We start from the raw sequence: 19806 nt of genomic DNA on the forward strand, positions 1-19806 counted from the left end.
ATGCGCCTGGTCACGCCGATCCGATCGAGTAGAAGCCGAGCACGTTGCCGTCGGGGTCCATCGCGTCGAAGAAGTCGACCGCGCCGTCGACGTGCACGAGCGGGCTGACCTCGACGGCAAGCGCGCTCAGCCGCGCGTGCTGCGCCGCGACATCCGCGATGCCGAACCGCAGCTCGTAGCCCGCGGCCGGGCGACGGGCGGGCTCCTCGCTCAACTGCAGCCAGACGTCGCCGACCCGGTACTCGATGATGCCCTCCACGGGTTCGACGTCGGGCGGCGGGAGCTCGAACACGGCCTCGTACCAGAGCTGCGAGCGCGCGATGTCGGCGACCAGCACGCCGACGGTCGCGCTCATGACCTCCATGAGGTCATGATGCCGCATCCGGCCGGGTCACTGCGCGGTGAAGTGATCCAGACTCATCACGAGCACGACGCGATCGGGCGAGTCCGCCGGCGGCGTCTGGGCCGCGTTGCCGTAGCGGCGGCCCAGCCGAACGTAGAACTCGCCGTCCGGATCCGGCAGCACGTCGATGAGGCGACCGCGCACCTCGAGGTAGCGGAACGGGTCCTCCCGATCGATGACCGCGAGGCTCATCGACGGGTTGAGCTGCAGGTTGCGGAACTTGGCGCGCTTCGTCGTGTGGGTGAAGCGCAACGTCGGGGCGCCATCCGTCGACTCGAACAGCTCGAACCACATCGGGTTCACCTGCGCCGCACCGTCGGGCCGCACGGTGCCGAGGAAGCCGTAGTTCGGATCGCGGAGCAGGTGGGCGTAGGCGGGGGGCAGTTCCGGGTACGAGGCCATGCGGCCAGCGTACGAGAGCGATCGCGATCGCCGCTGCGCACGGATGCCGCTGCCTACTATGGGGGGATGCCCGCCCGCGACGAGGTCGACCGCATCGTCGCCGCGTGGGCGCGCGAGCGACCCGACGTCGACCCGGCGCCGCTGCAGGTGCTCTCCCGGGTGTCGCGGCTGGCCCGCCACCTCGACCGCGCGCGGCGCTCCGCGTTCGAGACGGCGCACCTCGAGTCGTGGGAGTTCGACGTGCTCTCCGCGCTGCGCCGGGCCGGCGCGCCCTACCAGCTGAGCCCGAAGGCGCTGCTCACGCAGACCCTCGTCTCGAGCGGCACGATGACGAACCGCATCGACCGCCTCGTCGAGCGCGCGCTCGTCGAGCGGCGGTCCGACCCGCGGGACGGCCGCGGCGTGCTCGTCGTCATGACGGATGCCGGGCGCGACCGCGTCGACCACGCCATCACCCTGCTGCTGCGCGACGAGTCGGCGCTGCTCGACGCCCTGTCCCCCGCAGAGCAGGAGCGCCTGGCCGGGCTGCTGCGCAAGCTCAGCGTCGACTTCGACTGATCGCGTTCTACTGATCGCGTTCTACTGATCGCGCCCGGCCGCGGCCCGATCGGGGCTCGCCTGCCGTCGTTCCTCCACGGGTCGTCATTCCTCCACGAGTCGGTTGAGGATCGGGATCGCGCCCGTGCGCATGTCCTCCTCGATCTCCTCGAGCGTCGCCCCGCTCGTCTCGGGAACGAAGAGGCGCACGAAGACGATGCTCGCGAGCACGAGCAGGGCGAACCCGAGGAACGTCGCCCCCGCACCGACGACGTCGACGACCGGCAGGAAGGCGAGCGCGACGACGGCGTTGGTCACCCAGATCGCGACGCCCGCGAGCCCCATCGCGACGCCACGGAAGTGGGCGGGCGCGAGCTCGGAGATCAGCAGGTAGGTCGTCGTCGCCACCGAGGACTGCACGAAGGCCAGGAACCCGACCATGAGGCCGAGCGCGACGAACGTGAGCGTCTCGTCGCCCGGCGTGTACGGGAACAGCAGGCCGAGGGCGATGAGGAAGGCGGCCGAGCCGGCGAGGCCGACGGTGAGCAGCGTGCGGCGCTGCACCCGGTCGACGATGCGCAGACCGACCCAGGTCGCCCCGACGCTGACGACCCCGATCGCGATGGATGCGACGATCGCGACGCCGGCCGGCAGGCCGGCGTCCTGCAGCAGGGTCGGTGCGAAGTAGATGACGACGTTCACCCCGGTCAGCTGCTGCAGCATCCCGAGCGCGATCAGGATGAGCAGCGAGGCGCGGATCCAGCCGATGCGCAGCGCGTCCCGCGGCCGGAGCTCCTCCACGGCGCGACGTCGCCGGCTCTCCTCGATCGCCGCGAGCTGCACGGTCGCCTCGTCGGCGGGGAAGCAGCGGAGCAGCACGCGCGCGGCGTCCCCTCGGCGTCCGACGCTGTCGTACCAGGTCGGGGTGTCGGGCATGAAGGCCATGCCGATCGCGAGCAGCACCGCGGGCACCGCGGCGACCCCGACCATCCAGCGCCACGCCTCCGCGGGAGCGAGAAGCGCGTTGACGACGTAGGCCGAGAGCTGCCCGGCCACGATCATGAGCGTGTTGAGCGACACGAGCCGCCCGCGCGCCGCCGCGGGAGCGATCTCGCTGATGTAGAGCGGCACCGTGATGGATGCGGCGCCCACGCCGACGCCGAGCACCACGCGGGCCGTGATCATCACCGGGAGGGTCGTCGCGAGCGCGCATCCGGCGGTCGCGATCGCGAAGGTGAGGCCGGCGAGGATGAGCGTGCGGCGGCGGCCGAGCCGGTCGGCGACGCGTCCGCCGGTGAGTGCGCCGAGCGCCGCCCCCGCGAGCAGGGCGCTCGTCACGATCCCCTCGGAGACGGAGTCGAGTCCGAGCTCCGGCGACATGAACAGCAGCGCGCCGGAGATCACGCCGGTGTCGTAGCCGAACAGCATCCCGCCGATCCCGGCGACGACCGCGACCCCCCGCACGAACCGCCGCCTGTCACCCGCATCGCTCGTCGGGTCGGTCGGTGATCCGCCGGGAAGTGGCCTGCCGGAATGGGGCATACGGGATGTTCCTCTGCATCAGGAAGAACACCGATCCAATGACGGGAGAGTGGATGCCGACGGGTCGGTGCTCCATCGTCATTGGTGAAGATCGACGGCACCGGGTGCCGCCTTTCGAGCAACCACGCTAGGGACCATCCGGTGCCCGAGTCAAACCGAGGCGGGCCCCGCGGTTTTTTGAATGACTCAAAACAGTGCTAGCGTCGCGAGCATGGTGGTCGACCCGAGCAGCGCGGTGCGCGGTGCCGGGCTGCGTGCGACGGCCGGTCGGGTCGCGGTGCTGGAGACCCTGGCATCCGTGTCCCACGTGACCGCGAACGACGTCTATCGGTCGGTCTGCGAGCAGCTGCCGACGACCTCGATCCAGTCGGTGCACAACGTGCTCGCGGACCTCACGTCCGTCGGGCTGATCCGTCGCATCGAGCCGGCGGGATCCGCCGCGCTCTACGAGCGGCGGGTCGACGACAACCACCACCACGTGATCTGCAGCGGATGCGGTGCCGTGCAGGACGTGGACTGCGTCGTCGGTCATGCTCCGTGCCTGACCCCGTCCTCCGCGGCCGGGTTCGCCATCCAGGCTGCGGAGGTCACGTTCTGGGGCCTGTGCCCGGAGTGCCAGACCGCGACGCGCTAGCCGAACCCGCGCGAACAACGAAGGAGATCCATGTCAGAGAACTACACCACGTCGCAGACCGGCAGCCCCGTCGCGAGCGACGCCCATTCCCTGACGACGGGACCCGACGGGGTCACCGCGCTGCACGACCGCTACCTCGTCGAGAAGCTCGCGCAGTTCAACCGCGAGCGCATCCCGGAGCGGATCGTGCACGCGAAGGGCGGTGGCGCGTTCGGCACGTTCGTGGTCACGGGCGACGTGAGCGCGTACACGAAGGCGGCCGTGTTCCAGCCGGGCACCGAGACGCAGACGCTGCAGCGGTTCTCGTCCGTCGCCGGCGAGCAGGGCTCCCCCGACACCTGGCGCGACGTGCGCGGATTCTCGGTGAAGTTCTACACGACCGAGGGCAACTACGACATCGTCGGCAACAACACCCCGGTGTTCTTCGTGCGCGACGCCATCAAGTTCCCCGACTTCATCCACTCGCAGAAGCGCCTTCCGGGCTCGGGCCTGCGCGACGCCGACATGCAGTGGGACTTCTGGACGCTCTCGCCCGAGTCGGCGCACCAGGTGACCTACCTGATGGGCGACCGCGGCATCCCGCGCTCCTGGCGGCACATGCCCGGCTACGGCTCGCACACCTACCAGTGGATCAACGCCGCCGGCGAGCGGTTCTGGGTCAAGTACCACTTCGCGGCGCAGCAGGGCTACGAGTCGATCCAGGGCGCCGAGGCCGAGGCCATCGCCGGAGCGGATGCGGACTACTACCGTCGCGACCTCTACGAGGCGATCGAGCGCGGCGAGCTCCCGTCGTGGAAGGTCTCGGTGCAGGTCATGCCCTACGAGGACGCCAAGGACTACCGGTTCAACCCGTTCGACCTCACCAAGGTGTGGCCGCACGGCGACTACCCGCTCATCGAGGTCGGCGTGCACACGCTCGACACGAACCCGGAGAACTTCTTCGCCCAGATCGAGCAGGCCGCGTTCTCGCCTGCCAACACGGTTCCCGGCATCGACATCTCGCCCGACAAGATGCTCATGGCCCGCGTGTTCTCCTACCCGGACGCCCAGCGCTACCGCGTCGGAACGAACTACAACGAGATCCCGGTCAACGCGCCCATCGCCCCGGTGCACAGCTACACGCAGGACGGCGCGGGCCGCCACGGCTTCAAGCCCGCGACCTCGCCCGTCTACGCGCCGAACTCGAAGGGCGGGCCGGTGGCCGACCCGGCCCGCGCGGGCGAGGGCTCGTGGGAGTCCGACGGCGCCCTGGTGCGCGCGGCGGCGACGCTGCACGCCGAGGACTCCGACTTCGGCCAGGCCGGAGCCCTCTACCGCGACGTGTTCGACCTCGCGGCGAAGGAGCGCTTCCTGGAGACGCTCACGGGGGCGATCGGGGGCGTGCAGAGCCCCGAGATCCGCGAGCGCGCCATCCAGTACTGGACGAACGTCGACGCCGACCTCGGCCAGGCGCTGCGCGCCGCGCTCGAGTCGGGCGTCGAGACGCCCGACGAGGCCGCCGAGTACGTCGGGGTCACCGAGTAACCCGCACGGCGAGCCAGGGGCCGGGACCGGATGCGGTGGCCTGGGCGATGCGAGTCCCTCGCCGACCTCAGGCCGCCGGGTCTCGATCCCGTGCCCGGCTCAGCGCGAGCGCGGCGCGCGTCGCGACCACGGTGACGACGCTGACGAGCGCCGCGGTTCCGCCGACGATCGCGAGGTACGGCGCTGCGGGGACGAACGGCGAGGGCAGTCCCATCCCGGCGCTGAACGCCCAGAGCGCGGCGAGGCTGACCGCCGTGCCGAGCAGCGCGCCGGTGATCGTCAGGAGCACGGATTCCCACTGCGTCATGGCGCGGATCTGGGCGGGCGTCGCGCCGGCCAGGCGGAGGGTTGCGAACTCGTGCACGCGGTGCGCGGTGGCCATGATGAGCGTGTTGACCACGCCGATGGCCGAGAACCCCGCGATCAGGATCAGCAGCAGGTACGGCACACCGACGGTGGGGCCGCCCTCGGCCGGCGCGGGCGCCCGCTGACCGGCGTGAGCGTCCACGCGCGCACCGGCACCGAGCGCGGCGCGCATGGCGGGCCGCAGGCCGGGCCGGCCGTCGACGAGCACGAGGTCATCGAACGGGTCGTCGACGTGAGCGGCCACCACATCGTGCGCCATGGTGATGTCGGGGAACCCCAGGCCACGCCGGTAGACGGCGGCCACCGTGAGCGTGACCGGCGTGCCGTCCCCCAGGGTCAGCCGGAGGCGATCGCCGACTCCCGCCCCGGAGCGCTGCGCGGCCGAGGAGCTCAACGCGACCGCGTCCGGCCCCAGCGCCGCCAGCGATCCCGCCTCGACACCGAGGTCCAGCGTGCGCGAGAGCCCCGCCGGGGTGACCCCCTGCACGGAGTAGTCCGCCAGGTCGGCATCGCGGGCAGCGGAGCGGATGATCTGCGTCACCGTCGTCACGCCGGCGATGCGCCGTGCCGCGACGGCGATCGCCGGGGACAGGCCGGGGTCCGATCCGCTCACCGCGTAGTCGGCGCGAACGGCCGCTTCGAGCTCGCGGTCGGCCGCGTGGGCGAGCGTGGTCTGCTGGAAGAGGATGGTGCACGCCATCCCGACCGCGAGCAGCACCGGCATCGCGACGGAGGTGAACCGCCGCGAGCCCGTCCGGAGGTTCAGGGCGGCCAGGTGGAGCGGGGCTGCCCCCGGGCCGCGCACGAGGACGGAGATCGCCGTTCCGATCAACCGGATGACGGGCACGCCCAGCAGGGTCACGGCACCGACGCAGATCAGGCTCGTGACCAGCATGACCGGGACGGCAGCGGCCGCGGTGTGCAGCATCCGCAGCACGAACAGCAGTGCGGCACCGACGGCGAGCAGCAGCAGGCCGGCGATCGCGCGGCCGCGGCCCAGGGTCGCGGGCGGAGCGGCGGCCTCGGCGACCGCGGCGGTGGGGCGGATCCGTGCCGCCCGGCGTCCGCAGATCAGCCCGATGACCCCGGCTCCCGCCGTCGTCAGCAGCGCGGCAGCGAGCACCGGGAGGGGGCCGGTCGCGAGCGCCAGATTTCCCGGGATCGCTCCCGCCGCAACCAGGTAGTCGTGCAGCCGGCCGGCGACGAGGAGGCCGAACGCTCCCCCGGGCAGGGCGGCGACGAGTCCCACCGTCGCCGCTTCGAGGCCGACCATCGCGCGGACCTGACCGGGCGTCGCGCCGATGGTGCGCAGCAGCGCGAACTCTGTCCGGCGGCGTTGGATCGCGAGCGAGACGGTGCCCGCCACGACGAGCAGCGCGACCAGCAGCGAGGTCACGCCGATGACCCCGGCGATGCTGACCAGCCGCACCGTCGCGTTCGGCGCCGCGGGGAACTCCGCCGCACCGCGATCGCCGTCGAGCGAGACGCGCACGGGCACGTCGGCCAGCGCGGTGCGGATCGCGGCGGCGAGCGCCCGCCGGTCGACCCCGGATGCCGGCCACACGCCGAGCGCGGCGACCCGACCCGGCCGCCCGGTGAGCGATTCGGCCCGCGCCGACGAGAAGAACAGCGTCGACTGCGAGGGCAGGCCGTCGCGATCGCCACCGGGCGCCGCGACGCCCACCACGCGGTACCGGCCCGGCCCGGTGCAGGTCTGCACGGACACCGTCGAGCCCGGTCGGACTCGCGCGCGAGCGGCGAGCGCCGCGTCGATGACGATCTCGTCGTCGGCGCTCGGCGCCCGGCCGCTGCCCACGGTGAAGGGGGTCAGCGCCGCGGACGACCAATCGTGTCCCAGCGAGGCGAGACCGTGCGGCCCCGGGACGGGCCGTCCGTCGACGATGAGGTAGGCCGGGAAGTCCAGCTCGGGCACCACGGAGTCCACCGTGTCGAGCGCGCGCACCGTGTCGATGACGCGGTCGGGCATCCACACCCGCTCGGCCAGCGGCTTCGACGTGCGCTTCACCTTGTCGTGCTTGTGCTCGACCGCGTGGGCGTTCTGATCCCCCGACACGCTGACCGGCGCTCCCGCGTATCGCTCGGGTGCGACGGCGCCGTCCAGCCCGGTCTGCAGCAGCAGGCCGCATCCGGCGAGCAGTGCGGTGGCGGTGAACGCCGCGACACCGGCGGCGACCGACCCGGCCCAGTGGTGCGCGAGCGCGTGTAGTGCCAGCCGGAGCATCAGCGGTCCGTCTCGAGCCGGGCGAGTCGCGCCGAGATCCGGGCCGCATCCGTCCGTTCGAGATCGTCGACGATCCTGCCGTCGGCGAGGATCAGCACGCGATCGGCATACGACGCCGCGGAGGGGTCGTGCGTGACCATGACCACGCTCTGTCCGGAGCCGTCGACGGCGTGACGCAGCAGCCGCAGGATCTCGCCGGCCGCCCGCAGGTCCAGCGCCCCCGTGGGCTCGTCGGCGAAGATCACATCGGGCTGCGGGGCAAGCGCACGTGCGATCGCGACCCGCTGCTGCTGCCCGCCGGACAGCTCGCCCGGACGGTGCCGGGCGCGCCCCGCGAGCCCCACGCGGTCGAGGACCTCGTCGATCCGGCCTCGAGCGGGTCGGATGCCGGCCAGCCGGAACGGGAGGGCGACATTCTGCCGGACGGTCAGCGTCGGCAGCAGGTTGAACGACTGGAACACGAACCCGATCCGATTCCGGCGCAGTCGTGCCGACTCGGATTCGCTGAGGTTCGTCAAGCGGGTGTCGCCCAGGTACACCTCGCCCGCGTCTGGGCGGTCCAGTCCGGCCGCGCAGTGCAGGAGGGTGCTCTTGCCCGACCCGGATGGGCCCATCACCGCGGCGAAGGTGCCGCGCTTCAGTCGCAGGCTCACGCGGTCCAGCGCGGTGACGTGCGCCCCGTCCCGGCCGAACCGTCTGCTGACGGCATCCAGTCGGCACGCGTCCTCGCTGATCGCGGTGGTCGCGGGACCGCGGGCGGGTTCCGGCATCCGCGATCGCCGCCGGTCAGCGATTGCCGGCCCCCAGGATCAGGATGAGGCGACGGCGCCGGCGACGACGACGCACGGCCTTGGCGGCCGCCGCCTCGGCCTGCTCCTCTGTCGCGCCGGCGTGGCGCGCGGCGGCGAAGGCCTTGTCCGCCGCCTGCTGGTCGCGTTCCTTCATACGTGCGCGAATGCCCATGATCGTGCTTCCTCTCGTGTCGCCCGCGGTGCCCGCGAGGGCTGGGCGTCAGGCTCCAGCCTGAGCCGGTCGCTCGGCAGTGCCGCACACATCCATCACGAGATGCCGGTGACATCTGTCAGGTGGGCGCGGTCAGGTGGGCGCGGCACGGGTTGGCGCTGGACGTCAGCGAGGCGGGGCCGGTCGATAGTGCCCGATCAGCACGCCGGTGCTCGCGGCCGAGCTGGACACGAGCTCCCACTCCGTGGCGGCACCGGCGTCGGGGAACAGCCGTCGGCCCGCGCCCAGCACGAGCGGGTGGATGAACAGCAGCAGTTCGTCGACGAGGCGATGCTCGAGCAGGGTCCGGATCAGCACGCCGCTGCCCATGACGCACAGGTCCGGACCGTCCTGCGCCCTGAGGTCGGCGATGGCCGGTGCTCCGCCGGACACGAGGGTCGAGTTCGGCCAGGGCAGCGTCGTCGACGCCGATCGGCTCACCACGAACTTCTGTGCGCCGTTGAGCCCGTCCTTGAACGGGCCGCCCACCGTGTTCCAGTGCGAGAGCATCTCGTCGTAGCTGCGGTGCCCGAGGAGCAGACGCATGCCGCCGGCATCCGTCGCCCGCCGGCCGAGCGCGGCCGTGACCTCGTCGTTCGATCCGGCCGTCGCCCAGCCGCCGAGAGAGAACCCGTCCCGGGTGTCCTCGTCCGGCCGGCCCGGGGACTGCATGACGCCGTCGAGGGTGATGTGGTTCGCGACATAGATCGTGCTCATGGGAGCCTCCTGCCTGATCTGCGCTTGCGAGGTGACCTGCGCTTCCGGGGTCACCCGCGCTTCCGAGCATAGGAACGCCGGTCGGTGCGTGGGCCTCGCCCGGTTCAGCCTGTGAGCTCGGACGCTCTGCGTGACATCGTCGACCGGACCGCCGTCATGACAGCCGCATCCGAACTCCCTGCCGAGGCGCGAGGGTGGCTCGACGATGTCGGGCGTCGCATCGCGCCGCTGCCGGATGCTGATCGCCGTGGCGCGGCGGAGTCGGAATCGGGGCTCGCGGTCACCCCAATAGCTCGCTGAGCTCGTACCAGCGACCCTCCAGCTCCTGCTGCTCGGACTCGAGCCCGCCGATCCGCTGCATCTCCGCCCCCAGGCCGAGGTAGTCCGACTGGTCATGGTCGGCGAGCGCCGTGCGTGCCGTGTCGATCTGCAGCTGCAGCTTCTCGATCCGGCGCTCCAACGAAGCGAACTCCTTCTGCGCGGCCCGGAGCCCCGCGCCGCCGAGCGCGGGTACCGATTCTCCTGGGTGGTTCTTCGAGGGCACGGAGGCGGTTGCGCCAGTCTCCGCCGTGCGCTCCTGAACGGCTCGAAGTCGCAGGTACTCGTCCACGCCACCGGGCAGGTGCCGAAGCCGCCCGTCGAGGATCGCGTACTGCTGGTCGGTGACACGCTCCAGGAAGTAGCGGTCATGGCTGACGACGATGAGCGTTCCCGGCCAGGAGTCGAGCAGGTCCTCCATCGCGGCGAGCATGTCCGTGTCGAGGTCGTTCGTCGGCTCGTCGAGCACCAGGAGGTTGGGCTGGTCGAGCAGGATGAGCAGCAGCTGCAGGCGTCGTCTCTGCCCGCCGGAGAGGTCTTTCACCGGGGTCGAGAGCTGGGCTGCCGAGAAGCCGAGCTGCTCGAGCAGCTGCGAAGGCGTGAGGTCCCGCGCCTTGGAGCCGGAGCCGATCGTGTAGCTCGTGCGAAGGCCCGCGATGACGACGCGGACCGGATCGCTCAGGTGCTCCTCGAGCTCGTCGAGGCGCTGGGTCAGCGTGGCGACCCTCACGGTCGTGCCGCGCTTGACCCGCCCGGATGTCGGCTCGACGTCTCCGTCGATGAGTCCGAGCAGCGTCGACTTGCCCGCACCGTTCACGCCCAGGATCCCCGTGCGCTCGCCCGGTGCGATCCGCCATTCCACGTCGCGCAGCACGGTCGTGCTCCCGTAGGCGACGGAGGCGTCGAGCAGGTCGACCACGTCCTTGCCGAGGCGGGACACGGCGTGGGACTGCAGCCGGGTCGTGTCGCGGATCTCGGGCACGTCCTCGATGAGCTGGTTGGCCGCGTCGATGCGGAACTTCGGCTTCGCCGTGCGTGCCGGGGCACCCCTGCGCAGCCAGGCGAGCTCCTTGCGAGCCAGGTTGAGCCGCTTCTGCTCGGATGCCGCCGCCATCCGGTCACGCTCGACGCGCTGCAGGATGTAGGCGGCGTACCCGCCCTCGAACGACTCGACGATCCGGTCGTGCACCTCCCACGTCTCGGTGCACACCTCGTCGAGGAACCACCGGTCGTGGGTCACGACGACCAGGCCGCCCTGGCCCGCGGGCCAGCGCTTCCTGAGGTGGCCGGCGAGCCACGCGATGCCCTCGACGTCGAGGTGGTTCGTCGGCTCGTCGAGGCACATCACGGTCCAGTCCCCGACGAGCAGCCGGGCGAGCTGGACCCGACGGCGCTGACCGCCGGAGAGGGTGCCGATCGGACCGTCCCAGGGCAGGTCGGAGAGCAGACCGGCGATCACGTCGCGCACCTTCGGGTCGCCCGCCCACTCGTGCTCGGCGGTGTCGCCCACGACGGCGTGACCGATGGTCTCCGAGTCGTCGAGGGTGTCGCTCTGATCGAGGACGCCGATGGTGACCCCGCGGCGCACGGTGATGCGTCCCGCATCCTGCTGGATGCGACCGGTCAGCAGTCCGAGCAGCGTGGACTTGCCATCGCCGTTGCGGCCCACGATGCCGATCCGGTCGCCCTCGTTCAGGCCGACGGTCACGGAGTCGAAGACGACCTTGGTCGGGTATTCGAGGTGGAGGGCCTCAGCCCCGAGAAGATGCGCCATGGGTGCCTCGAGCGTAGCGCGCGACCGGGGGCGACCCCCGTTCGGGGGGTTCGAATGTCGGTGGTGGGTGGTTGTCTTCTTGCATGGCAGCAGCGGATGGGGTGCGATTCGTCCCGACGGACGGTTCCGGCGACACGGCGTCGCCGAACGCCGACGCGCCCCTCGGCATCCGCATCGGCCACTCGGTGACCGACCTGTTCGACGCCGCCGCGCGCACGCGCGAGATGGCGGCGACGCTCGACGCCTGGCAGGCGCAGTTCATCGAGAACGCCGTGCGGCTCAAGATGATCGGCGTCGAGTGCACGCAGGCGGCGACGGCCGACGGCTGGACGGCCGAGGTCGTCGCGATGCGCGAGCTGTCGAGCGAGCTCGGCTGCCGCCTCGGCATCTCCGACTCCGCCGCTCGCGCCCTCATCGAGCGCTCGTGCAGCCTCGTGCGCACCCTGCCGCACACGCTGCAGGCGCTCGAACGCGGCACGATCACCGTGCGGCACGCGCACGTCGTCGTCGATGAGGCCGGATCGCTGCCCGCCGAGGCGGTGCCCGAGTACGAAGCAGCCGTGCTCGAGCGCGCCTCGGTCCCGATCGGCCGGTTCACGCGCCTCGCGCGCGCGCTGCGCGAGCGGATGCACCCCGAGTCGATGGCGACGCGCGCCGTGGAGGCGCTCGAGAAGCGTCACGTCGGCATCGAGCCCGCCCGCGACGGGATGGCGTGGCTCACCGCGCACCTGCCCGCCGAGGAGGCCGTCGCGATCGATACGCGCCTGACCGCCGCGGCACGCGCCGGCCGCGTCGAGGGCGAGGAGCGCACGATCGCACAGCTGCGCGCCGACCTCCTCGCCCACCTGCTCATCGACGGCGAGTGCTCGGGCGTGCCGGCCGGCATCCGGCCGTCCGTTCTCGTCACGGTGCCCGTGCTGACCCTGCTCGGTGCGGATGCTCCGGCCCAGCTCGAGGGGCACGGCCCGATCGACGCCGAGACCGCACGCCGCCTCGCCGCGGACGCGCCGTCGTTCACCCGGCTGCTCACGCATCCGGAGACGAGCGCCGTGCTCTCGTACGGCAAGGACGCCTACGCGGTGCCCGCCGATCTGCGGCGCGCCCTGCGCGCTCGCGACCAGCGCTGCCGCTACGTCACGTGCGACGCCTCCGTCGCCCACGCCGAGGCGGATCACACCGACGACTTCGCGGGCACCGGCCAGACCGCGCTCGACAATTTGGCGTTCCTGTGCCGCGGACACCACCACCTCAAGCACCGCACCGGCTGGAAGGTCGAGCAGCACGAGGGCGGGGTGCTCGTCTGGACCTCGCCCGAGGGGCTCGTCTACGTCGATCGCCCCGAACCGACACCGGGAGCCTGCACCGCCGCCGAGGTCGACGCGTTCCTCGTCGGGCGGTCGATCACCGACGCGGGGTCCGAGCCACCGCCCGACGACGAGCCGCCGCCGCCGTTCTAGCCGCGCCGTGCCGCGCCTCGCCTCGCCTCGCCGCGCGACGCGCGCCGCGAGACACGAGACACGAGACGCCGCGAGACGCCGCGAGACACGAGATCGTCAGCGGGGCCGACGGGTCAGGACGCCCCGTCGAGCCGATGAACTCGCTGCACCGACAGTCCGAGCATGACGGCCGCGTCGGCAGAGCTGCCCGTCCAGGCGCAGGGGACGCGCCATGACGCTGCACGTCAGCGAGCCTTTCGAGCCGAGGTACGCGTGTCGATGCCCGGCGGGTCGATCTCCCCCAGGGACTCAACCTCACGGCGGGATGGATCAGAGCCGGGCTGGATCAGCTCACCGTCACGTCGATCCCGTGCCACCCGGTCGCGCCGTCGGGCGCGGGCGGCGCCGGGGACTCGGGCTGGGTGGCGCCCGTGGCATCCGTCGCGCGCACGCGGATGGTGTGAGCGCCGGGCGTCGCGCGCCACGCGATCGACCACTGCAGCCAGCTGTCGACCGTGACGACGGATGCCAGGGTCGCCTCGCGCCACTCGCCGTCGTCGACCTGCACCTCGACCTTCGCGATGCCCGTGTGCTGCGCCCAGGCGACGCCGGCGACCGCGACCGTGCCGGCCGCGACCCTGCGACCGGCCCGCGGCACGTCGATGCGCGATCCGGTCTTGACCGGGCCCCGCGCCGACCAGCCGCGCGGCGTCCAGTAGCCCTCGTCGTCCGCGAACCGGGTGACCCTCAGCTCGGTGACCCACTTCGTCGCGGACACGTAGCCGTAGAGTCCCGGAACGACGAGCCGGGCCGGGAAGCCGTGCTCGATCGGCAGGGGCTCGCCGTTCATGCCGATCGCGAGCAGCGCATCCGTGCCCTCGTCCTGCAACACCGCGAGCGGCGTGCCGGCCGTGAACCCGTCGACGCTGCGCGAGAGCACCATGTCGGCGTCGGCGTGCGGCGCCGCCCGCGCGAGCAGCTCGCGGATCGGGTAGCCGAGCCACAGCGCGTTGCCGATGAGATCGCCGCCCACCTCGTTCGAGACGCAGGCGAGCGTCGTGTAGCGCTCGACGAGCGGCAGCGCCACGAGGTCCTGCCAGCCGAGCGTCACCTCGGTGTCGACGAGCCCGGTGATCGTGAGCGACCAGTCCTCGGGTGCGAGCTGCGGCACGCTCAGCGCCGTGTCGATGCGATAGAAGTCCGCGTTCGGCGTGACCCACGGCGAGAGGCCCTCGGCCGCGAGGTCGCCCGTCGCGAGGTCCGCACCGGCAGGCACCGGCGGCGCCGTGGTCGCGGGGGCGGGCAGGGTGAGCGCGGCGCGGGCGCCGCGCGCGACCTGCGTGACGGATGCCGCGGCCCGTCCGACGACGCCGACGACCGCGCCGACCCCGGCCGAGGCGACGAGCAGCTGCAGGAAGCGGCGCCGCTCGAACGACCGCGGACGCGGCGCGAGCCGCTCCGAACGCGCCAGCCCCTCCGAACGCGACAGCCGCTCCGAACGCGACAGCCCCTCCGAACGCGACAGGGGCGCGGCCCACGCGGTGAGCCGCGCGGCGAGGGTGCGCAGGAGCGCGGCGGCGAGCAGCGCACCCGCCGCGACCGGCAGGAACGAGAGGAGCGCGGCATCCGCCCGCGTGAGCACGGCCGCCTCGGCGAGCGCGCCGAGCGCGACGACGACCGCGACGCCGAACGGCGGGCGGCGGGCCTGCAGCACGCCGGCGACCGCCGCGAGCACGACGACGAGCACCACGAGCACGACGGCGAGGAAAGCCTTGTCGCCCGTGCCGAACGCGCCGATCACCGCCGTCTTGAGCCACGGCGGCGCGAGGTCGATCGCGAGCGATCCGACGGCGGCGAACGGTTCGCCCGCCCCGCCGACGACGAGCGACACGACCTCCGCCGTCGCGGCGCCGACGATCGCGGCCGCGAGACCGGATGCCGCGGCGAACGCCCCGCGCGCAGGCGCGGCGAGGTGCGGCTCGCCGCCCGCCGGCCCGGCGGCTGCCGGCCCGGCGGCCGTCGGTGCGGTGTCGGTCGGTGCCGTGGACGGCGGCGGGCCCAGCTCGGTCACCCCGTGAGCGTACGCCGACCGGCCCGGGCGCGGCCGGTCAGCCGGAGATGACGCGCGCCCCGTGCACCGGGCCGGTCGCGCGCACCACCGTGTGCCGGGTCGCGCTGAGCGCGATCTGCAGCTGCAGGGCGGCGTTGACGTCGGCCGCGAGGAAGGCCACCGTCGGACCCGATCCCGAGACGATGCCCGCGAGCGCCCCGTGCGACTCCCCCAGCTCGAGCACCCCGGCGAGCGACGGCTCGAGGTTGAGCGCCGCGGCCTGCAGGTCGTTCGACAGCACCTCGGCGAGCATGCGCGGCTCCCCCGCGCGCAGCGCCTGCAGCACGTCGACGTCGACGGTCGGGGCGACGCGCGCCGGGAAGATGTCCTGCGCGTGCCGCGCCCGGTGCTCGTCGAGCTCGCGGTACACCTCGGGCGTCGAGAGCCCGGCGTCGCTGAGCACGAGCACCCACTCGAAGCTGCCCTTCGCGAGAGCCGGGCTCAGCTGGTCGCCGCGCCCCGTGCCGATCGCCGTGCCGCCGGTGAGCGCGAACGGCACGTCGGCCCCGAGCTCGGCCGCGAGCACGAGCAGCTCGTCGCGACCCACGTCGGTGCCCCACAGGGTGTCGCACGCGACGAGGGCGGCCGCGGCATCCGCGCTCCCGCCGCCCATGCCGCCCGTGACGGGCACGTGCTTCTCGATGTCGATGTGCGCTCCGCGCCGGTAGCCGGTGCGGGCCGCGAGCAGTCGGGCGGCGCGGATGGCGATGTTCGACCCGTCGGTCGGCACGCGCGCGAGGTCGACCGAGCCGCTCAGCGCGACCGAGAAGTCGGGCGCGTCCGAGACGCGAACATCCTCGTAGAGGCTGACGGCCTGGTAGGCGATGGCCACGTCGTGGTAGCCGTCGTCTGCTTGCGCACCCACGGCGAGGAAGACGTTGATCTTGCCCGGCGCCCGCACGTGCACGACCCTCGAATCGGGGGCGGTCGTCATGCGATCAACCTACTGTCTCGCCGCGACGGCTCCGGACAGGCTGTGGAGGCGCGGGGATCAGGCGCGGGCGATGCGCAGGAAGTCCACGAGCGCCAGTTCCTCGCCGCGCGCCGTCGGCGCGACACCGGCCGCCTCGAGCTTCGCGGATGCCGTGGCCGGGTCGCCCGCGAGGCTCGCGAGAGCGCCGCGCAGCATCTTGCGCCGCTGGCCGAACGCCGCGTCGATGACCGCGAAGGTCGTGACGCGCTCGTCGTCGGAACCGGGCGGGTCGTGCCTCTCGAACGCGACGAGCACGGAGTCGACGTTCGGCACCGGCCAGAACACCTGACGGCTCACCTGGCCGGCGACGCGCCAGTGCGCCCACCAGGCGACCTTCGCACTCGGTGCCCCGTACACCCTCGACCCGGGTGCGGCGGCGAGCCGCTGGCCGACCTCGGCCTGCACCATGACGACCCCGCGCTCGAGGCTCGGCACCCGCTCGAGCAGGTGGATGAGCACGGGCACGCTCACGTTGTACGGCAGGTTCGCGACGAGCACCGTCGGGGCGACGGGGAGCTCGGTGACCTGCAGGGCGTCGGCGTTGATGACAGTGAGGCGCGCGCTGGAGCCATGAGCAACGCGCCAGGGTTGCGGCGACGCCAGCGCCGAGGGGGCCTGCGACCGAGGTTCGTCGGCGGCCTGCGCGGCGACGGTGCGCGGTAGCTGCTCCGCGAGGCGCCGGTCGATCTCGATCGCGACGACGGGCGCGCCCGTCTCGAGCAGACCGAGGGTGAGCGAGCCGAGACCGGGGCCGACCTCGAGCACGGTGTCGGCATCCGTCACGCGCGCGAGCTGCACGATGCGCCGCACCGTGTTCGCGTCGTGCACGAAGTTCTGTCCCCACTTCTTGGTGGGAGTCACCCCGAGCAGCTCGGCGAGGTCGCGGATCTCCGCCGGCCCGAGCAGTCTCACCGGTCGAATCCGCGCTCGTCGAATCCGCGGTGGTCGAATCGCACCGGGTCGAACACGCTGATCGGCTCGGTGATCGGATGCGCGTCCCAGGTGCCGTAGACCGCCTCCGTGTTGGAGGCGATGAGCGCCGCGAGCATCGACGGGTCGGTGCCGCGCACCTCGGCCATCGCCCGCACGGTGTACGGGATGAGGTACGACGAGTTCGGCCGCCCGCGGTAGGGCACCGGGGTGAGGAAGGGCGCATCCGTCTCGACGAGGATGAGGTGCGGTGGCACGATCTCGAGCGCGTCGCGCAGGTTCTGCGCGTTCTTGAACGTCACGGTGCCGGCGAACGAGAGGTACCAGCCGCGCTCGACCGCGAGCCGCGCGAGCGCGACGTCGCCCGAGAAGCAGTGGAACACGGTGCGATCGGGCGCGCCGACCCGGTCGAGGGTCGAGACCACGGTGCCGTGCGCGTCGCGGTCGTGGATCTGCAGCGCGAGGCCGTGCCGCTTCGCGATCGCGATGTGCGCCTCGAACGCCGCGATCTGCGCCGGGCGACCGGCCTCATCCGTGCGGTAGAAATCGAGCCCGGTCTCGCCGATCGCGCGCACACGGGGCTGCACAGCGAGCTCGTCGATGACGGCGAGGGCCGCCTCGAGCTCGCCCCGGGCGGCGAGCTCCGGGGTGTCGTTCGGGTGGATCGCGACCGCGGCGAGGACGCGCGGCTCGACGGCGGCGATCTCGGCCGACCAGCGCGAGGTCTCGACGTCGGTGCCGACCTGCACGACGCCGCGCACGCCCACCGAGCTCGCGAGGTCGAGCGCCTCGCGGTAGTCGAGCGGGTTGTCGCCGCGGGAGCCCGTCGAAGGGTCGGCGTACTCGAGGTGCGTGTGGTTGTCGTAGACCCCGACCGTGAGCGGCGACGGCGCCGGCGGCGGGGTCAGGTCGCGGCGCGGCCGTCCGTCGCCGGGGGTCGCCTCCCGGGAACGGATGTGGGCGCCGGAGTCGGTCACGCGGCGCCGGCGTCCTCGGTGGTCTCGATGCGCGGGAAGAGCGCCTCGAGCTTCGTGATCGCGGTGCCGGGCCGCAGCACGCCCCACTCGCCGGCGGAACGGATGCGCTGGTCGCCGAGCGCGGCCTCCTGGCCGAGCGCGGTCCACAGCTTCGCGGTCGCCAGCGGGACCACGGGGCTCAGCAGCACGGCGAGCGCGCGCAGCCCCTCGGCGGCCGTGTAGAGCACGGTCGCGAGGCGCTCGCGCTTCGCGTCGTCCTTCGCGAGCACCCACGGCTCCTGCGTGGTGATGTACCCGTTGAGGTCGTCGACGATGGTCCAGATCGCGGCGATCGACTCGTGGATGGCGAAACGCTCGATCGCGACGTCGGCGTCCTCCGCCGCGGTCGCGACCGTGCGCTGGATCGCGAGGTCGGCATCCGTGTACTCGCTCGGGCCCGGCAGCACGCCGTCGAAATAGCGGCCGATCATCGCGGTGACGCGGCTCGCGAGGTTGCCGAAGCCGTTCGCGAGCTCGGCCTGGTAGCGGGCGGAGAGGTCCTCCCACGAGAAGGAGCCGTCCTGGCCGAACGAGATCGCGCGCATGAAGTAGTAGCGGAACGCGTCCGACCCGAACGTGTCGGTGATCTGGTGCGGCGCGATGCCCGTGAGCTTCGACTTCGACATCTTCTCGCCGCCGACGAGCAGCCAGCCGTGGCCGAACACGCGGCGCGGCACCGGCAGGCCCGCGGCCATGAGCATGGCGGGCCAGATCACGGCGTGGAAGCGGGCGATGTCCTTGCCGACGATGTGCACGGCCGGCCAGCGGCGGGCGAACTGGGCGGCATCCGACCCGTAGCCCGCGGCGGTCGCGTAATTGAGCAGCGCGTCGAACCACACGTACAGCACGTGGCGCTCGTCCCACGGGATCTGGATGCCCCAGTCGAAGCTCGAGCGCGAGATCGACAGATCCTGCAGACCCTGCTTGACGAACTGGATGATCTCGTTGCGCACGCTCTCCGGCTGGATGAAGTCGGGCTGCGACTCGTAGAGGTCGAGCAGCTTCTGCTCGAACTGGCTCATCCGGAAGAAGTAGTTCGTCTCCTGCAGCACCTCGATCGGGCGGCCGTGGATCTTGCAGACCAGCTGCCCGGCGAAGTCGCCGTCGGGCGTCTCGAGCAGGTCGTCGAGCTGCTTGTACTCCTCGCAGCCGACGCAGTAGTAGCCCTCGTACTCGCCCGAGTAGATGAAGCCGTCGTCGTAGAGCTTGTTCAGGAAGACGAGCACGCCGTTCTCGTGACGCGCGTCGGTGGTGCGGATGAAGTCGTCGTTGGCGATGCCGACGGTCTCGAGCAGCGGGATCCAGGCGTCGGCGACGAGCTTGTCGGCCCACTCCTTCGGGGTCGTGTCGTTCGCGACCGCGGTACGCAGGATCTTCTGGCCGTGCTCGTCCGTGCCGGTCAGCAGCCAGGTGTCGTCGCCGGCCTGACGGTGCCAGCGCGCGAGCACGTCCGCCGCGACCTCCGTGTACGCGTGGCCGATGTGCGGCACATCGTTGACGTAGAAGATCGGCGTCGTGATGTAGAAGGGATCTCCCGCGGGCATGCCTTCCAGTCTACGGAGCGACGGATGCTGTGACCGAGCCGGTGTGGCGGCCCGCGGCGGCGGACCGCTGGCGCAGGCTCGCGCCGGCCGGGGAGGCTCGCGCCGGCCGAGGAGGCCGCCCGCTGGCTGAGGAGGCTCGCGCTGGCCGGGGAGACTCCCGCTGGCTGAGGACGCGGGCCTGCTGGCTGAGGAGCGAGCGAGCGCAGCGAGCCCGCGTCTCGAAGCCCCGCCCGGATCACCCCACGACTCGAGCGTCGACCGGAGCGGGTCGCCCCTCCCCACTACACATTCGGCGACGGGCGTCACCATCCGCGTCCTGCGACGATCTCGTCGTGG

Annotated in this window: 17 protein-coding genes; 4 read left to right on the plus strand and 13 right to left on the minus strand. The window is 72.4% G+C overall.

The features are described 5' to 3' along the window. Positions 1–10: 10 nt before the first annotated feature. Both QT381_RS07315 and QT381_RS07320 read right to left on the minus strand, forming a co-directional pair. Positions 11–364, minus strand: coding sequence for a VOC family protein (locus tag QT381_RS07315; protein ID WP_289248187.1), 354 nt, complete (start codon positions 362–364; stop codon positions 11–13). Positions 365–391: 27 nt separating this feature from the next. Further along, positions 392–805, minus strand: coding sequence for a PPOX class F420-dependent oxidoreductase (locus QT381_RS07320; protein ID WP_289248188.1), 414 nt, complete (start codon positions 803–805; stop codon positions 392–394). Positions 806–871: 66 nt separating this feature from the next. On the opposite strand from QT381_RS07320, the gene QT381_RS07325 reads away from it, so the two are divergent. Then, complete coding sequence (locus QT381_RS07325) at positions 872–1363, plus strand: MarR family winged helix-turn-helix transcriptional regulator (protein WP_289248189.1); 492 nt, start codon at positions 872–874, stop codon at positions 1361–1363. A gap of 84 nt (positions 1364–1447) precedes the next feature. Here the strand turns inward: QT381_RS07325 and QT381_RS07330 are convergent, their stop codons facing one another. Next, positions 1448–2884, minus strand: coding sequence for a sugar porter family MFS transporter (locus QT381_RS07330; protein WP_289248190.1), 1437 nt, complete (start codon positions 2882–2884; stop codon positions 1448–1450). A gap of 211 nt (positions 2885–3095) precedes the next feature. Here QT381_RS07330 and QT381_RS07335 point away from each other — a divergent pair, with 211 nt between their 5' ends. Beyond that, entirely contained in the window at positions 3096–3518 is a 423-nt protein-coding gene (locus QT381_RS07335) for a Fur family transcriptional regulator (protein ID WP_289248191.1), read from the plus strand. Positions 3519–3548: 30 nt separating this feature from the next. Continuing rightward, positions 3549–5042 carry a catalase gene (locus QT381_RS07340; RefSeq protein WP_289248192.1) on the plus strand — a complete coding sequence of 498 codons (1494 nt, stop codon included), beginning with the start codon at positions 3549–3551 and terminating at the stop codon, positions 5040–5042. A gap of 67 nt (positions 5043–5109) precedes the next feature. On the opposite strand, the gene QT381_RS07345 is transcribed toward QT381_RS07340, so the two are convergent. The 5 genes from QT381_RS07345 to QT381_RS07365 form a co-directional block, all read right to left on the minus strand. Next, positions 5110–7650 carry an ABC transporter permease gene (locus QT381_RS07345; RefSeq protein ID WP_289248193.1) on the minus strand — a complete coding sequence of 847 codons (2541 nt, stop codon included), beginning with the start codon at positions 7648–7650 and terminating at the stop codon, positions 5110–5112. Then, a complete protein-coding gene (locus QT381_RS07350) occupies positions 7650–8420 on the minus strand; it encodes an ABC transporter ATP-binding protein (protein ID WP_289248194.1) in 771 nt (256 codons plus the stop codon). Before QT381_RS07350 ends, QT381_RS07345 begins: the two co-directional genes overlap by 1 nt. Before the next feature lie 16 nt (positions 8421–8436). Continuing rightward, positions 8437–8613: a hypothetical protein gene (locus QT381_RS07355; protein WP_289248195.1), complete on the minus strand. Its 177-nt coding sequence runs from the start codon at positions 8611–8613 to the stop codon at positions 8437–8439. A gap of 165 nt (positions 8614–8778) precedes the next feature. Next, positions 8779–9369 (minus strand): dihydrofolate reductase family protein, encoded by a 591-nt coding sequence (locus QT381_RS07360; RefSeq protein WP_289248196.1) that lies wholly within the window; start codon positions 9367–9369, stop codon positions 8779–8781. A gap of 280 nt (positions 9370–9649) precedes the next feature. Then, the gene (locus tag QT381_RS07365; RefSeq protein ID WP_289248198.1) at positions 9650–11461 is read right to left on the minus strand and encodes an ABC-F family ATP-binding cassette domain-containing protein; all 1812 of its coding nucleotides are present in this window, start codon (positions 11459–11461) and stop codon (positions 9650–9652) included. Between the two features lie 83 nt (positions 11462–11544). On the opposite strand from QT381_RS07365, the gene QT381_RS07370 reads away from it, so the two are divergent. Continuing rightward, positions 11545–12918 carry an HNH endonuclease signature motif containing protein gene (locus tag QT381_RS07370; RefSeq protein ID WP_289248199.1) on the plus strand — a complete coding sequence of 458 codons (1374 nt, stop codon included), beginning with the start codon at positions 11545–11547 and terminating at the stop codon, positions 12916–12918. 325 nt (positions 12919–13243) lie between these two features. Here the strand turns inward: QT381_RS07370 and QT381_RS07375 are convergent, their stop codons facing one another. Genes QT381_RS07375 through metG form a run of 5 tightly spaced genes read right to left on the minus strand, consistent with a single transcriptional unit; the run spans position 13244 to position 19470 of the window. After that, positions 13244–14968 carry a molybdopterin-dependent oxidoreductase gene (locus QT381_RS07375; RefSeq protein ID WP_289248201.1) on the minus strand — a complete coding sequence of 575 codons (1725 nt, stop codon included), beginning with the start codon at positions 14966–14968 and terminating at the stop codon, positions 13244–13246. 37 nt (positions 14969–15005) lie between these two features. Beyond that, positions 15006–15941 (minus strand): 4-(cytidine 5'-diphospho)-2-C-methyl-D-erythritol kinase, encoded by a 936-nt coding sequence (locus QT381_RS07380; RefSeq protein ID WP_289248202.1) that lies wholly within the window; start codon positions 15939–15941, stop codon positions 15006–15008. 57 nt (positions 15942–15998) lie between these two features. Further along, on the minus strand, positions 15999–16901 hold the full coding sequence (gene rsmA, locus QT381_RS07385; protein ID WP_289248266.1) for a 16S rRNA (adenine(1518)-N(6)/adenine(1519)-N(6))-dimethyltransferase RsmA: 903 nt from the start codon (positions 16899–16901) through the stop codon (positions 15999–16001). Further along, positions 16889–17887: a TatD family hydrolase gene (locus tag QT381_RS07390; protein WP_502877475.1), complete on the minus strand. Its 999-nt coding sequence runs from the start codon at positions 17885–17887 to the stop codon at positions 16889–16891. The genes rsmA and QT381_RS07390 overlap by 13 nt, the downstream gene beginning before the upstream one ends. Then, positions 17884–19470, minus strand: a complete 1587-nt coding sequence (gene metG / locus QT381_RS07395; RefSeq protein ID WP_289248204.1) for a methionine--tRNA ligase — start codon at positions 19468–19470, stop codon at positions 17884–17886. Before metG ends, QT381_RS07390 begins: the two co-directional genes overlap by 4 nt. Positions 19471–19806: the final 336 nt, after the last annotated feature.

The sequence above is a fragment of the Galbitalea sp. SE-J8 genome, assembly GCF_030345695.1.
In the GTDB taxonomy this organism is placed as follows: domain Bacteria; phylum Actinomycetota; class Actinomycetes; order Actinomycetales; family Microbacteriaceae; genus JAUASV01.

Excerpts from the sequence above, each read along its gene's own strand:
- QT381_RS07315 (WP_289248187.1), bottom strand. The coding sequence starts at position 364 with ATGGAGGTCATGAGCGCGACCGTCGGCGTGCTGGTCGCCGACATCGCG.
- QT381_RS07320 (WP_289248188.1), bottom strand. The coding sequence starts at position 805 with ATGGCCTCGTACCCGGAACTGCCCCCCGCCTACGCCCACCTGCTCCGC.
- QT381_RS07325 (WP_289248189.1), top strand. The coding sequence starts at position 872 with ATGCCCGCCCGCGACGAGGTCGACCGCATCGTCGCCGCGTGGGCGCGC.
- QT381_RS07330 (WP_289248190.1), bottom strand. The coding sequence starts at position 2,884 with ATGCCCCATTCCGGCAGGCCACTTCCCGGCGGATCACCGACCGACCCG.
- QT381_RS07335 (WP_289248191.1), top strand. The coding sequence starts at position 3,096 with ATGGTGGTCGACCCGAGCAGCGCGGTGCGCGGTGCCGGGCTGCGTGCG.
- QT381_RS07340 (WP_289248192.1), top strand. The coding sequence starts at position 3,549 with ATGTCAGAGAACTACACCACGTCGCAGACCGGCAGCCCCGTCGCGAGC.
- QT381_RS07345 (WP_289248193.1), bottom strand. The coding sequence starts at position 7,650 with ATGCTCCGGCTGGCACTACACGCGCTCGCGCACCACTGGGCCGGGTCG.
- QT381_RS07350 (WP_289248194.1), bottom strand. The coding sequence starts at position 8,420 with ATGCCGGAACCCGCCCGCGGTCCCGCGACCACCGCGATCAGCGAGGAC.
- QT381_RS07355 (WP_289248195.1), bottom strand. The coding sequence starts at position 8,613 with ATGGGCATTCGCGCACGTATGAAGGAACGCGACCAGCAGGCGGCGGAC.
- QT381_RS07360 (WP_289248196.1), bottom strand. The coding sequence starts at position 9,369 with ATGAGCACGATCTATGTCGCGAACCACATCACCCTCGACGGCGTCATG.
- QT381_RS07365 (WP_289248198.1), bottom strand. The coding sequence starts at position 11,461 with ATGGCGCATCTTCTCGGGGCTGAGGCCCTCCACCTCGAATACCCGACC.
- QT381_RS07370 (WP_289248199.1), top strand. The coding sequence starts at position 11,545 with ATGGCAGCAGCGGATGGGGTGCGATTCGTCCCGACGGACGGTTCCGGC.
- QT381_RS07380 (WP_289248202.1), bottom strand. The coding sequence starts at position 15,941 with ATGACGACCGCCCCCGATTCGAGGGTCGTGCACGTGCGGGCGCCGGGC.
- metG (WP_289248204.1), bottom strand. The coding sequence starts at position 19,470 with ATGCCCGCGGGAGATCCCTTCTACATCACGACGCCGATCTTCTACGTC.